Origin of the sequence: Lactiplantibacillus sp. ME-2, from assembly GCF_022549155.1 — a bacterium.
GTDB lineage: Bacteria > Bacillota > Bacilli > Lactobacillales > Lactobacillaceae > Lactiplantibacillus > Lactiplantibacillus plantarum.
Window position 1 is genome coordinate 18,985 of record NZ_JAKZEQ010000039.1, and the last position, 13,935, is coordinate 32,919.

Consider the following 13,935-nt stretch of genomic DNA (forward strand, 5'->3'; position numbering starts at 1 on the left):
CTGCTCAAACTCTTTTATCAGCGACAAAATAAAGTGGCAATTAACAATTAAAGACTTGTTGAATGACGAGTAACGCTTTACAATTGGACTATATTAATTAATTTGATGGGAGGGTTAGCGATGGCTACGATTCACTTATACTTAGTCCGTCATGGACAAACCAAGCTCAACGCGGCCGGCCGTTTACAAGGCATCTATGATTCGGAACTCACACATACCGGTGTGCGCTCCGCTCAACGGTTAGCCCGCATGCTAGCAGATGTTCATTTCGACGCTGCTTACGTCAGTGACTTGGGCCGAGCACAACAAACGAGTCGCATTATCACCGCACTCCATCCTGAAATAAAAAAGCCGACGATTGACGTCGGCTTACGCGAATTTAACTTCGGTGGGCTTGAAGGTACCAGAAACATGTGGATCGTCAAGCAAGTCCAAAAACAATTGGGTATTGGAACGTTTGTTAAGTTGATGTTGAGTCGTGAACGCTTCGCCACCCTACTATGGGTCTTTAACTCCCTCGACCAGACTCGTGGCGCCGAGACTTTGGTCGGTGTCACGGATCGAATCAGTAGCGCGCTACGACGAATCTGTTTGTATGAATCTCAGGATAGTCAGCATGACAAGAATATTCTTATCGTTTCTCACGGGCTGGTTCTCAGTGCATTCCTATACCAAATCAGCCCCCGTGAGCTTCCCACCCGACTCCTGAAAAATACAAGTGTTAGTCGCGTGGACTACCAAAATCGGCAATTCAAGTTGATCGACATTAATATCACCCCTAAGAAGCGGGCCTAGTTGTCTCGATGCTAACAGGTTGCGTGGTACAACTCGGAAATTGCAAGCGCGCCTGAATACCAAAAAAGGCTTTGATTTTGCGTTGTAATTCTTGACCAGTTGCATGCACTGAAGCTTCACTTGCATCTGGATCGCCAACTACAATTAAAATGCGACTGCTTTTACTATCCAAATTAGGCCTGATTGGGGTGGTAGCATCCGCTGAAAGACTGGCCCCCTGTGCCGTTAAATGAAGCTGAACCTGCTCAGTGCCAAGCGTATTCATATCCCACGCATTGATCTGCACTGGATGGCGCGCGTGAATCACTTGAAGCAAGTCTGCCAAAGCATTCTGCGGCTGAGCAACGGCAAGCCCTTGTGCAGCTAATTGTTTTTCAATTGCTGGATTCAACTCACGGTTATCAAGATTGCTCATCGACAAAATTGCTAATGGAATTTCCGTGGTAGTCGTCGGTAAAATTTCAATTTTCAACAGTTATCACTTCCTAAAAACACTTCAATACTAAGTGTGCCAAATTTGACGTAAAAGTCAATTACCACCACTTAAGTCATAGCGAAATTTTAATAATACCACAAAAGCGATTCCCACACACGTGAGAATCGCTTTTTTAATGGCCTTATTGTCCTCGTCGATACACCGATATGCTTGTAAGCTGACCTTACTTAGTCGTTGATAATGGGTGGGCCGCGAAGTATTTTTCTAAGAATAGTGCCAAACCATCATTATAATTCATATCAGTTACATAGTTCGCAACTTTCTTAACTTGTGGCAAGGCGTTGCCCATTGCCACCGATAAGTCAGCTTCTGCCATCATCCCAACGTCATTCAAACCATCCCCAAAGACAAACGTGTGGGCGGCATCGACATGTTGCTCACGTTGAATTTGTTTGACCGCCGTCCCCTTATCCGTATTCAGAGGAATCATCTCAATATTATTCGGGTTCGATGATGAAAGTCGCAACAATTTACTATTAGTGAGCTTTTCGCGGGCAGAATCCAGCCGTGACATGTCTTCACGACTGAGAATGACGCCGTTCGTAATCTGGTCCTCAATCGTGGCTAATTGCGTAAAGCTCTTCACTTCTTCATAGCCAATCGAGACTTCATCCGCATCAAAGTTAGCCGCATTACGAGCAACGAACCGTGGGATTTGTTCCGTATAGTAGGCCATGTCTGGCGTGAACAACATCATTGGTAAGTTATCACGACGTGCAATCAGATAGGCAAGCTCAACCGCAGCACCCCCGAGTTTGGTTAGCTCACGGCCCTGGGCACCATCGAACACCGCCCCGTTAGACGTCACCAAACGAACGTCAGCGTTTACTTTGTCTCGAACGATCTTCGCCAGCTCGTACATGCGCCCCGTAGCGATGTAAAATAACACGTCCTGCTTCTGAAACCGTTCAATCGTCGCTCGAGTTCGCTCCGAGACATATTGGTGATCCGTTAATAATGTTCCGTCAATGTCCATAAAGACTAAATATTTTGGCATAGTTGAACTCCTCCTACGTATTTACCTATATGTTGTGCTAGCTAACTGATCATCTGTGACATTCAGCTTGACTGCTTTTGCTGGGTTTGCCAATCAGTCGGTACCATCCTGCCATCGTCAGTAAATACGCAAATTGGCGTATCCGCACTGATGAGTAAGCCGGTTGGCCGGACTTGAATGGGCTTAAATTAAAAAGATGACGCACCGCCGCCTTTTTTAGCAATCATAATTAGCACAAGGCTTATTTACACTCCCAATTGTACGCTATTCCCTCCTATAATGGAAATCGCTTTCAAAGCCGAACTAGCCACCGCATTTTCACCACGTAAGGCTAAACAATCTTAAGTTTAGAAGCTATTTAGAGCATTATTTGCCCTCATCAGCTTTATATACCAAAGAATTCAATCTCACTACTTGACATTCACCAGTCTAGCCGCTAAATTAGAGAACAATTAATAAATGATGATAAAAAGCATTGAACAGTTCAGTAGTTGCCGGTCGTTAGCCTTAGCGAGTCTGAGATGGTGTGAGCAGACCTAATCCGGTATCACGAATATCGACTGTGAGTTGTATGGGTGAAATCAAGTAACCCGTACTGGTTAACACCCACTAACGTGTGGTACATCTTTCATGATGTGCTTAAGGTCAGTAATGTAAATTGCTGATGAATACCGGTGGTAACCCGCGCTCGCGTCCGGCAGACGACTTCGTCTGTCGGACGTTTTTATTTTCATTTATTAATAAATCATTTTAAAGGATGGTCATACATATGCATTTTACAGTACTCGGCGCAGGCGCCATGGGATTACGTTACGGTGTGTTATTACAAGAAGCAGGCAATCAAGTTGATTTTGTGGATACTTGGCAAGCAAATGTTGATCAAATTCATCGTCAAGGTGGCGTCTACGTGTCGCGCGATCACCAGAATTGACACTTAGTTCCCGTCAAAGTCTCAACTCCCGAAGATTATCACGATGATCCCGACGTGTGGGTCGTATTTACTAAACAGATGCAACTTGCTGATTTTTTGACTCGGACGGCCCACGCTTTTAATGGTCGCCAGTACGTGCTCACTTGCATGAATGGGATGGGTCACGTTGAAAAATTATTACACTACTTCAAACCCGAAAAATTATTAGCTGGGACCGCACTAGTCGCTACGGTCTTAAACGGCCCTGGTGATGTCGACTTCATTGGAGCTCGCGGCGCCGGCACCATGAATCTCGCCAATTATACGGAACACCCTGACGAAATGACCCACCGAATCGTGACAGAATTAGATAAATGCCAATTCCACCCTAATTTAACAACGAACTTCCGCGGCACCTTGCTGGCTAAAGTCGTCTTCAACTCAGTGGTCAACACCCTCTGTACCCTCTTTGAAATTACGATGGGCGAATTCGCGGCCTATCCAGGGGCTGATGAGCTGAGTCGTCAATTGATCGATGAAGCCTATGATGTCTGTGAGCGTGATGGTGTCACCATGTTGAATACCCGCGCGGAAGAGCTCGCCTCTGTCAACTACGTCAGCAAAGTGGCTAATCCCCTCCACTACCCATCGATGTATCAAGATATGTCTCATAATCGGCCAACTGAAGTCGACTATATCAATGGCTACCTCGTCAAGCTCGGCCAAAAGTACCATTACCAAGCAAAAACGCACGCGTTTCTGACCCATCTGGTTCACTTAGCCGAAACCACCCGCCAAACCAGTGCCACAACTGAACACACTACTGAACAAAATGCTCAGAACGCGACCGAACAGGCTAGTCAACAAGCAAGTGCGTAACCGATTCCCCTTTTCTCAGCAAAATCATGTACAATGGAGGTTAAGTTGATTTTACTGAGGAGGCGGTTTGCTGTGCAAGTCAGTCGGGAATTCAAAGGTATCTTTCTTGCTAGTATCAGTGCGACCTTCTGGGGGATTTCCGGAGCCGTCGCACAAACACTTTTTGATACGACCGATATTAATTCTATTTGGTTAACGGGAATTCGCATGCTGGGTGCCGGAATCGCACTATTACTGGTCAGTTTGCTGACCCATGTTGATTTGTGGTCGATTTGGCGTCAACCCCGCGATCTCCTACAGATCGTGGCCTACACACTATTGGGTCTAATGCCGGTTCAGTTCACCTACTTTTTAGCAGTTGAAGCTAGTAACGCGGCGACCGGAACAATTCTACAATTCATGGGACCCGTGTTCATTGCTCTGTGGATGCTAGTCGCTCATCGGCAATTGCCGACCCGTGCAGAAGGCCTTGCAATTATTTGTGCACTACTGGGCTCATTCTTGCTCGTGACTCACGGCAACCCTCAGACCCTAGTCATCTCCGTCTGGGCGTTGATCTGGGGACTCTTATCGGGGGTCTCGTCCGCTACGAATACCTTGCTACCAACCAAACTACTTACTAAGTACGACCCAATGACCGTCAACACCTGGTCAATGTTGTTAGGGGGTATCTTGTTTAACATCGTTCAGCCAGTCTGGTCAATCCATATTCCACTGACTATGCTTAATATCAGCAAGTTGACCTTTGTTGTGCTGTTTGGAACATTGTTAGCTTTCCTATTCTTCTTGCAAAGTTTGCAATATATCCGGCCAACCGTTGTCAGTCTACTAGACGCTTTTGAACCTTTATCCGCAACCATCATTGCGGTGGTTCTACTCGGTGTCAGCTTCGGTTGGCTCGACATTCTGGGCAGTGTCCTGATTATTAGTACCGTCTTTATTTTGGCTATTGGGCAGGGTCCCAATGATCGCACGGCAGAGAATTTCAAGCAACCATAAACGATGACTCATAATTATGAAACCAGTAAAAGCCGGTTGTGACTAAGTCCTAGTCACAACCGGCTTTTACATTGCCGCTACCGTTACATATATTCAATTAATAACCACGATTCAGATCCACTTGGTTACGTACCAGCGTGCCATCTTTGACAAACTGTGCAAAGTTCGCCGCAAAGATTGGAAAAACGGTCGCCCGAAAGTGGGCAATTTGACCTGAAATATGTGGCGTAATCAGCACGTCATCTCGTTGCCACAACGGGTGGTCCGTCGGTAATGGCTCTGGTTCAGTAACGTCCAACGCTGCCATACTGAGTTGATGATGATCCAGGGCGGTCATTAACGCTGTAGTATCAACCGCCGGACCACGCCCAATATTAATCAACATCGGTTGCTGTTTGGTCTGCTGAAATAATTCAGTACTAAACAAATGATGCGTTGTTGGCGTTAATGGCAAAGCGTTGACAATAAAGTTAGCCGTTGCTAACGCGTCAGCCGTCGCGGTAAATGCCACTGTTTCATGAAAATGATCAGCGGGGTGACCGGTCGTATTGACCCCAATCACGTGCATGCCTAACGCACTAGCCTTAGCCGCTAACGATTGCCCAATTTGGCCCGTGCCATATATCAACAACTGTTGCCCGGTCAAGGTAGATGTCGTCATTGGCAAGGCCCATTGCCGTGCCCCGCGCTGATTCAGCCAGGCCGCATGGTACCCCCGGACTACGCTTAACATCGCGGCTAAGACCGATTCACTAATCGCATCGGCGTGAATACCACTCGTGTTCGCAACCACCACCCCGGCCGCTTGCAATGCCTTTAATGGCAAATAATCGACGCCAGCTGAAATGACCTGTACAAACTTTAACTGATTGGTTGGCCGCGCTAGGATCGTCTTTAATAACGGATGATTACCATACATGACTTCAATTTGGTCGTAATCGGCCGCCGTGACCGCCGCCGCATCCTTGAACGTCCAGTCCGGATAAGTGGTTTGTAACTGTTGCAGCTGTTCAGGTTTGGTTGCTTGAGCCATCAATACCATTGGCATAACTTATTACCCCATTTCTAATTTCTTGATCAATACTTTTATCATACCACTATCATTCACTTGAACCGTAATGATCCACAACCGGATATTAGCTAAGATTGGCCAGTAAGTTAGGCTGACCCTTTTTTAGCCCACAGTTTGGTTTAAATCACAATGTTTGACGCTACTGCTGACAAACGGCTCGCAAAATACCAACAAAAAAGCGATGTTCGAAAGTCGCACTCCCGAGCATCGCCAATCGGTAACTAACCTAATTGGGTTTAATCGTTGACCAATTATTTAACAACCGCAAAGCCACCGGTCCAGCCGATTTGTTCACTGGCTGCTAATGTCATTTGCATAAACCCCATCGCTTCAAGCTCACGGGCCCGCTTTAACTTACCTGCATCCTTCACTTCTAACGGACTGTCAGCCAAGGCGCGGGTGAAGCGTTGCTTGGCGCTATCGTCATTACCAGCAACTAACACGGTTGTTGGTTCCTTACCATTGACCTGCCCACTCTGAAGCGTCGCCGCAAAAGTCGTATTGAAAGCCTTGAGCACCTGACTATCTGGTAGTTGCTGCTGTAATTCTTGGGCAGCCGAACTATCAGCTGGAACAACCAAGTCATCCCACGTGTCAAAATTCAAGGGGTTCGTGATATCAACGACGATTTTGCCCTTCAACTGAGTCGCGTACTGTTTAGCCAGCGCAGCTAAAGCGGGATAAGGTACCGCCATGATCACGATTTCACCGAGCGTTGTGGCTTGGTCCTTGGAACCATAATAAGTGACCTCGTGCCCAGCGATTTCAAAATTATGACCAATTGCTTGCCCCATGTTGCCCTTACCAAAAATTGTGATTTCCATATCAAAACACGCCTCTTTCACTTTATAATTAATTTTATATTTACATTCTAACATTGATGTCCCATTTACATCACTTTTATGTCTGACAGTTACCGCAAACCGGTCGTCAATCGCCCTAGCTAGTAGTCGCTCCTTGAATGACGACAATTAGTGGAACTAATGGCCAATCAGCTCGGATATTCACCTGCCTGCACGCTTCCCAGGTTATTGACACGAGTCGATCAGTCACTAACGACCAAAAACCGACCAACTTAATTATGAATTAATTAAGCTGGCCGGTTTTTAAATTTTCAGTCGATCATCAAGTTTACTGGTCTGTTACCCCCAAAAATTAATTATTGTCCGTTGCCGTACTATAACCATCTGTAGAAGAAGCAGTGCCACCGGTCGTTGTTGAAGACGTATCTCCATAATTCGTCGTTGAGCTACTATCGGTGTTTGCACTATAACTGTAGCTAGGCGTACTTGAGCTTGACGTTGCCGAGCTCGTGTCCGTATCGTTGCTATAACTATGCGTTGAAGCCGAACTACTGTTGTCACTACTTTCACTATAAGTCGAATATGATGAACTCGACGATGATTCTGGTTCACTATAGCTATACGTGCTCGAACTTGAGGTTGAAGACGATGCGTTATTCGCTTTCGCCAACTTCTTGCGATCCGTAATCAACTTCTGGTAATCATCGGCCGCTAACTGCGACTTTTTGCGATAAGCTTTCAGGTTTGCAAGTACTTTATCGACTGTCGTTGACGGGGTCGAAGCCTTGAGTTTATTTTTCTTGTTATATAATTTTTGAAAATCAGCATCATAGCTGACCACTTTCTTAACCGTTTTTCCCGTTGTCGTAAACAACTTGTCATACTTCTTAGCAAAGTACGGCTTACTACTCGTTAAGCCAGCAGTCGTCAACCGCTGCTGACCCTTAGTAATGGTGTCCATGGTCACGTCGGTCTTAAGTAACCCCTTAGCGTTGCGTAAATCTTGGTAACTAGTCCGGACCGTCAACATCTTAGCAGCCGTATCATGCTGTTTCTGCAAACGGGTCTTTTCACTTGAATCCTTCATATTATCAATATTATTTTGCAACTTGGTCAAAGTCGAGCTTGAGGCACTCGCCCGCAAGTCCCGTTGGGCTGATGATGTATAAACTTGGTCCACGATCTTTTCCGCATTGGTTCGTGCCGCAGCTTGAGTGGCTTGCCCATGGTTCCACATGAAGAAAGCTCCACCAGCAGCAACAACCAGAATCGCAACACCAGCCAACATCAACTTCCAGTTATAGCGCCGAGCTGGCTTCTTAAGATGTGGATTCTTTTCATCCGTTTCTAACTCAGAAAAGTCACGGTCGTCATCCGGCTGATCATCATGTGGTAGCCGCTGTTCTTCGTGCCGAGCGACCCGTGACATGGTTGGCTTATTGGGCTGCTTGCCACCGTTGGGCTGCTGATCACCATACAACTCTTCACGTGATAATGGTAACTCAGGCTGCGTGTCATCATCCGCTTGTTCCGTCCCCTTGACCGCAATCCGCGGTTGCTGTTTACGAGCAACCGGTGGAATATGATCAGCTGGGATGCGCCTTTCGACCTTCGGCTGTTTAGCAGCAGTCGCTTGCGGATCCTTAGCGGTTGTGGCCGTGGCCTGAGATACCGCAGCCTTTGATGTCGCTGACTTGGGGGCTGTGGACTTCGGGGCCGTGGATTGTGCTACCGCAGATGTGGCGGCCGCGGCACTCGATGTCGAAGCACTAGACTGTTGACTGTGCGTCTTGGCCTGACTGGCAGCTTCCTGACTAGCACGCCGGGCCATCCGCGTCATTGGAACTTCCGACGTTGCTGCCGACTGATGAACCTTGGTACTTGCTGTTGTTTTAGCCACACGCTTCTGATCAGACACTGCGGTGCTGGTTGCTTGTGACGCTTCCTTAGCGGCCCGCGCTGGTGCCGATTGAGCCGCACTAGCTGTCGTCGAAGCTGCGTGCTTGGAACGCTGGTCACTTACTGCCTGTGATGAGACCGCGCTGGCCGTCTTTGGCGCCGCCTGACTTGCTGTTGAGGCCGGTTTAGTTGCGGCGGACTTTTTAGTTATTTGCGCGGATTCCGCCTTTGACGACGACTGAGAACCAGCCGAGCCTTTTTGCTTAACCGCACTAGTCGCCCCATGCTTGACGGGTGCCGCCGATTGTTTTACAGCCTGGCGATTGTCTCCGGAATGGCGCGCTTTTTTAGCCACCTTTTCTGGTTCAATTACTGCGTCAACAGGTTGCTTTTCGGCACTGTTATTCGCCGTCGAGCGGGGAATATTGACCGTTGATTTTGTTTCGGCTTCGTCCGCCTTTGATGCGGCCGAGTCTTTCAGATCATAGGCCAAAGGGATCTGTTCATTATCTTGTTCAGTACTATCATCGTCGGGAATTGGCTCAGTAATCGAATTCCAGAGCCGTCTACCCAATCCTTCTTTTTTATTTTTTCTAGACAAAACCAACGCTCCTCGCCAATTTATAATTTACATTAGATTCCTGGTTAAGCGCCGACCAAAAATTTTTATCAATTTCGGTAAAATAACCATTAATAGTTAAATTATAGCATGGAATTGGTTACTGAGAAACCACTGGTCAAGCGGATTTGTGAATAACTGCCCAATACCTTAAATTAAGGTTAAAACTCTGCTATAATCGGCTTATCAAGATATTTGAAAGCGAGGAGTTCATATGGCTACTGCGAAAGTTATTTTTGCTACCATTACCGGTAACAACGAAGACGTTGCCGATATTATTACTGAAAAATTTGAAAAGCTTGGGGTCGATGTTGCCAAAGAAGAAATCTCGCAAGCCGACGCAACTGAATTCAACGATGTTGATATTTGTGTTGTCGTCCCTTACACCTACGATGAGGGCGCCCTCCCTGAAGAGGGACTCGACTTCTACGAGGACTTACAGGATTTGGATTTAACCGGTAAGATTTACGGCTGTGCCGGCTCTGGCGATACTTTCTATGATGATGATTATTGCCGCGCCGTCACCGATTTCAGTAACGCGTTGAAGAAGGCTGGGGCTACTCAGGGTGCCAAGGACGTGTTCGTTAACCTTGCACCAGAAGCTGATGATGTAAAAGCCCTGGATTCATTTACTGAACAACTCGTTGCTAAAGTTCAGTAACCTGACTAGTTTGATTGAGTGAATAGCAAAGAAACGCTTCAAGAATTCATGACTAATTCTTGAAGCGTTTCTTTTATTAACTGCTATCGACACATCATCCTGACGCTGATACCGAAAATCACAATCACCGTAATCACTTTTATTCAGTCCTTACGATTTCGAGCACGTTGTTTAATGGCGTTTCACACGCCGAAATCCGAGCCAACTACCGAACATGGTCAACCCCAATAGCACTGTTCCCATCACATTTGCACGACTTGGCGCTTCACCAGTTTGCGGTAAAGCCGATGTGCCGAGTTTGACCGTTACAGGCTGAACAGCTATCGAAGCTGATTCAGTCGGCCGTGATTCTTGATGATGACCGCCAACGATAGTTTGCGCGTGTTGCAGACTAGCTGTGTTGGTCATCTGGCTCCGATGTGGCCATGAAGTGACTACTGATTTAGCCCCATTAGCCGTCGTTTGCATGCCAGAATTACGATCCGCACCCTTTCCATGATTCGTGCCAACCGCGGGTGTTGCGTCATCAATAACTGCATTTGCATCAACGTCAGCCGCATCACCCTCCATCTGGTCAGCATCATCCGTAGGTATTTCTGCTTGATCATCACCATCGATACTTCCAGTCGAGCCGCCGTTCACATCGTCATTGGTATTGGTAGCGCCTGGCTGTTCAGTATTCGTATCGCCATCGCTCGCCGCAACGACCGTGACTGTTGCCACGCGAGTGAAAACTTGACCACTCGCATCCGTATACTGATAAGTCACCTGGTAAACACCGGCTTGATTAGTATCGACCGTGCCAGTTACGACTAGGTCAGCAAGCGACAATTCACCGCCATTAACATCCGTAGCCAAGACTAAATTATCGCTTGGTTGCCACGACTCACCGACAGTAATAGTTGAATCATGAATCTGTAAATCGCTTTGGGATTCCGCCTGTTCGTCGGCCTCCTCGATAACCACCGTTACCGTCATCGTTGCCGTCACCAACTGACCAGTCTTGTCAGTAAATTGATACGTCAACCGATAGTCCCCGGCTGTAGTCCAATCTGGCGTTCCAACGACCTCAATGGCCGACCAGTCTAACGTTTGACCATCACTATCAGTGGCATTCTGAAAATTGCTTTGGGGCTGCCAAGTACTGGTTCCCTGCCCATCCGTATGCACCGTTGCGTGGTTTTGATATAAGTTCAAACTGGCTTGGTTTTCCTTAACAGTTACAGTAATCGTCTGCGTCTGACTACCATACGTGTAAGTAATCTGGTAATCACCCGGAACCATGGTGTTCACTTCACCTGTTATCGTCACATCGTTAAAGTCGATGGCGTGACCGTCTTTATCCGTCGCCCCGTCAAAACCGTCCTGCGCATGCCAAGTGCCACCAGCGTGTAACTCTGTATCATGGACAGTCAAACTTGTCTGGTCAGCTTTCACGATCACCAAAGCAGTGACCGTCTTACCTGCATACTTGAAAGTGACCTGGTAAGTACCCGGCTGACTTGTATTTACTCGGTCACCCGATAGTTTCACAGCCTGGGGATTAGCCACATAGAGGGCCTGAACATCGACTTTTTGACCAAATTGGTCGGTTAAACTCTCGATACTGTCCGTCCAGTTCCAATCATCGCCAACTTCCAGGGTAATGTCGTTGGCATCGATAACTGCTTGGTTTGCTTCCCAGATGTAGGTTCCAATCGGCGTATTTTTTCCTGAATACAGATTCATCAGTTCAGCACTAGTTAACCGTTGCTGGGGATTGGCTACATTTATCCAGTAACCGGTATATTGGTCATTAGCTTCAATGTCCATTAGCCCAACCGACTCGATTTTGGCTGGCGTCAAATCAGTATCCGGACCAAGTGTAATTTTTTGTAGACGCTCACATCCCGCAAACATGTCGAGATTTTGTTCAACGCGATGCAAATTAAAACCAGATAGATCCACCTCAGTTAAATTGGAACATCCTGAAAATAGCAAATGAATCCAAGTAACCTGATCTGTTTTGAACTGAGACCCGAATTTAACACTGGTTAAGTTGTGCATGTCCATAAACCAAGCAGCCATATTGTCAAGGCTATCAGTCTTCCATTTGGATAAGTCTAGCTCCGACAACCCCGTTTTGATAAACAAACCGCCTGCTTCTTTTAGGCTTTCAAAGTTCAAATTCTCGATACCAATAATACGAGTTAACTTTTCATTGGGACCAAACATGTAGTCCGCTTCACTTACTCGACGAGTGTCCCACCCTGAAATATTGATTGTCGTTAGTTGGCTAGTCCCTGGAGAATTGAAAAACAGGTAAGACATATCAGTCACATTTCCCACCTGCCAGCTGCTCAAATCTAGCTCCTTAACATGCGTATTTTCTGAAAAGAAATATCTTAAATCCGTCGCAGAACTAACATCAATTTTTTCAAGCCCTTCATAGTGTTCAACATTCGTCAAATTTTCAAAGAAGCCCCCACTATCACCTATAATGCGAATTGGCTTTGAAATCACAACTTTAACTATTTGTAACACCCACGATTTTGATTGCCACGGACTATCCCCATAGCAATCGTAAATATCGCCACCGTCCAACACTAACACACCAGAATCCGCGTCAAAATGCCATTTAATGCCATCGGCGTTGTAACCAGCACCCCAGATGCCGGCCATCGAGTCATCGTCTTCCATATCATCGTTGCGATAACCATCCGTGAGATGTGGGCGTTCTGGATTTCGAATCACGCCAGCCAAATCACCGCTTCCCCGCTCATTGATGGTTTCCGTTTTATGCTGCGACGACAAGACTTTTGCAGTACTATCCGTGTCAATATCTTGCGACTGCTCGTCGGCACTAACTGGCTGTTCAGAATCATCAGTTGTCGATTGGTTCGGATGCGTATCAAGTGTTGCAGTATGTTCGTCTGACGGAACGGGGGTCTCACTGTCAACTTGATCCGTGACCGGTACACTGACCTGATCAGAATTCGCATGCTCATCATCAGATTGATTGACAATCTCATCAGTATACTGTTCTTCAGCGGCCTGCACTTTAATTGGTTGAGCTTCAGTTACCAGTTCACTCATTGCGGATTCATCCATGGCGTCGGTTACTGGGGATTGCTGCTCAGTGTTACCTTCAGACAAAGTTGCCACTGCCGGTTCAGTCAATGCTTCTACGTGTGTTGATTCATCTGCTCGTCCCGTCACCACATTCATGTTCAACGTAACGAGCGTGATTCCAGCGAACAACCACATCTTACCACTCTTGTACATCTTGTACCGTTTCTTCACTTGTTCCATTAATTTCTCACTCCTTTATTAATTAACCTTGCTGACGTTTAATGCCGACGATGCTGGCTAAACCAGTCACCATTAACATCATGAGTCCCAGCAACCCGAAGCGATTAACTCGTTCATTAGTTTGCGGTAACTCACCAGCTACTGACGCTGAATGACTGACTGGGGCCATAACCACTTCCGGTTCAGCTGTATCAACCGTAGCATACCGTTTACCATCAATTCTGCCCTCATTGCGTTCAGTCGTGTCCAGTTTCAATTTATCACGAAACACCGTGGTCACTTGCTTCTCTAAACCACCGTTAAATTCTGGTCGCACTATCGTGTTTGCTTGTTCTCTTTGACTGCTGGAACCAGCGTTTGCGCCCGTTAAACCACTGTTAGGATCACTAGTATCAGGGTGTTCAGTAGTTCCCGGTTGTTCTGATTGTTCAGGAACTTCCGGCAGTTCTGGTTGATCAGGTGTCCCTGGCGCTGACGGTTCCCCTGGTATTTCAGGGGTTTCAGGGGTTTCAGG

At 46.8% G+C, this 13,935-nt stretch carries 9 protein-coding genes and 2 pseudogenes; 4 read left to right on the forward strand and 7 right to left on the reverse strand.

Going from position 1 to position 13,935, the window contains the following annotated elements; all coding sequences use genetic code 11:
* Nucleotides 1-120: 120 nt before the first annotated feature.
* Nucleotides 121-795 carry a histidine phosphatase family protein gene (locus MMY95_RS12725; protein WP_003645837.1) on the forward strand — a complete coding sequence of 225 codons (675 nt, stop codon included), beginning with the start codon at nt 121-123 and terminating at the stop codon, nt 793-795.
* Here the strand turns inward: MMY95_RS12725 and MMY95_RS12730 are convergent.
* Both MMY95_RS12730 and MMY95_RS12735 read right to left on the reverse strand, forming a co-directional pair.
* Nucleotides 779-1,267 (reverse strand): hypothetical protein, encoded by a 489-nt coding sequence (locus tag MMY95_RS12730; protein ID WP_003642538.1) that lies wholly within the window; start codon nt 1,265-1,267, stop codon nt 779-781. The two genes, MMY95_RS12725 and MMY95_RS12730, sit on opposite strands and share 17 nt — an antisense overlap.
* Nucleotides 1,268-1,454: 187 nt before the next feature.
* The gene (locus MMY95_RS12735; protein WP_003642537.1) at nt 1,455-2,288 is read right to left on the reverse strand and encodes an HAD family hydrolase; all 834 of its coding nucleotides are present in this window, start codon (nt 2,286-2,288) and stop codon (nt 1,455-1,457) included.
* 769 nt (nt 2,289-3,057) lie between these two features.
* Here MMY95_RS12735 and MMY95_RS12740 point away from each other — a divergent pair.
* Nucleotides 3,058-4,077, forward strand: a pseudogene (locus MMY95_RS12740) (ketopantoate reductase family protein).
* 72 nt (nt 4,078-4,149) lie between these two features.
* Complete coding sequence (locus tag MMY95_RS12745; RefSeq protein WP_011101916.1) at nt 4,150-5,076, forward strand: DMT family transporter; 927 nt, start codon at nt 4,150-4,152, stop codon at nt 5,074-5,076.
* A gap of 97 nt (nt 5,077-5,173) precedes the next feature.
* Here the strand turns inward: MMY95_RS12745 and MMY95_RS12750 are convergent, their stop codons facing one another.
* The 3 genes from MMY95_RS12750 to MMY95_RS12760 all read right to left on the reverse strand — a co-directional run bounded on the left by MMY95_RS12750 (nt 5,174) and on the right by MMY95_RS12760 (nt 9,457).
* The gene (locus MMY95_RS12750; RefSeq protein ID WP_003642534.1) at nt 5,174-6,124 is read right to left on the reverse strand and encodes a phosphoglycerate dehydrogenase; all 951 of its coding nucleotides are present in this window, start codon (nt 6,122-6,124) and stop codon (nt 5,174-5,176) included.
* 275 nt (nt 6,125-6,399) lie between these two features.
* On the reverse strand, nt 6,400-6,972 hold the full coding sequence (locus MMY95_RS12755) for an NADPH-dependent F420 reductase (RefSeq protein ID WP_003644741.1): 573 nt from the start codon (nt 6,970-6,972) through the stop codon (nt 6,400-6,402).
* Between the two features lie 331 nt (nt 6,973-7,303).
* Nucleotides 7,304-9,457, reverse strand: a complete 2,154-nt coding sequence (locus MMY95_RS12760) for a hypothetical protein (RefSeq protein WP_053267046.1) — start codon at nt 9,455-9,457, stop codon at nt 7,304-7,306.
* A 226-nt stretch (nt 9,458-9,683) separates the two neighbouring features.
* Between MMY95_RS12760 and MMY95_RS12765 the strand changes: the two genes are divergently transcribed.
* A complete protein-coding gene (locus MMY95_RS12765) occupies nt 9,684-10,130 on the forward strand; it encodes a flavodoxin (protein WP_027821830.1) in 447 nt (148 codons plus the stop codon).
* A 171-nt stretch (nt 10,131-10,301) separates the two neighbouring features.
* Here the strand turns inward: MMY95_RS12765 and MMY95_RS12770 are convergent, their stop codons facing one another.
* Both MMY95_RS12770 and MMY95_RS12775 read right to left on the reverse strand, forming a co-directional pair.
* Complete coding sequence (locus MMY95_RS12770) at nt 10,302-13,421, reverse strand: bacterial Ig-like domain-containing protein (RefSeq protein ID WP_087509085.1); 3,120 nt, start codon at nt 13,419-13,421, stop codon at nt 10,302-10,304.
* 22 nt (nt 13,422-13,443) lie between these two features.
* Nucleotides 13,444-13,935, reverse strand: a pseudogene (locus tag MMY95_RS12775) (cell surface protein); the annotation flags it as partial.

Bases quoted from the DNA above. Each gene is read 5' to 3' on its own strand.
- MMY95_RS12725 (WP_003645837.1), top strand. From the start codon at position 121: ATGGCTACGATTCACTTATACTTAGTCCGTCATGGACAAACCAAGCTC.
- MMY95_RS12735 (WP_003642537.1), bottom strand. From the start codon at position 2,288: ATGCCAAAATATTTAGTCTTTATGGACATTGACGGAACATTATTAACG.
- MMY95_RS12750 (WP_003642534.1), bottom strand. From the start codon at position 6,124: ATGCCAATGGTATTGATGGCTCAAGCAACCAAACCTGAACAGCTGCAA.
- MMY95_RS12755 (WP_003644741.1), bottom strand. From the start codon at position 6,972: ATGGAAATCACAATTTTTGGTAAGGGCAACATGGGGCAAGCAATTGGT.
- MMY95_RS12765 (WP_027821830.1), top strand. From the start codon at position 9,684: ATGGCTACTGCGAAAGTTATTTTTGCTACCATTACCGGTAACAACGAA.
- MMY95_RS12770 (WP_087509085.1), bottom strand. From the start codon at position 13,421: ATGGAACAAGTGAAGAAACGGTACAAGATGTACAAGAGTGGTAAGATG.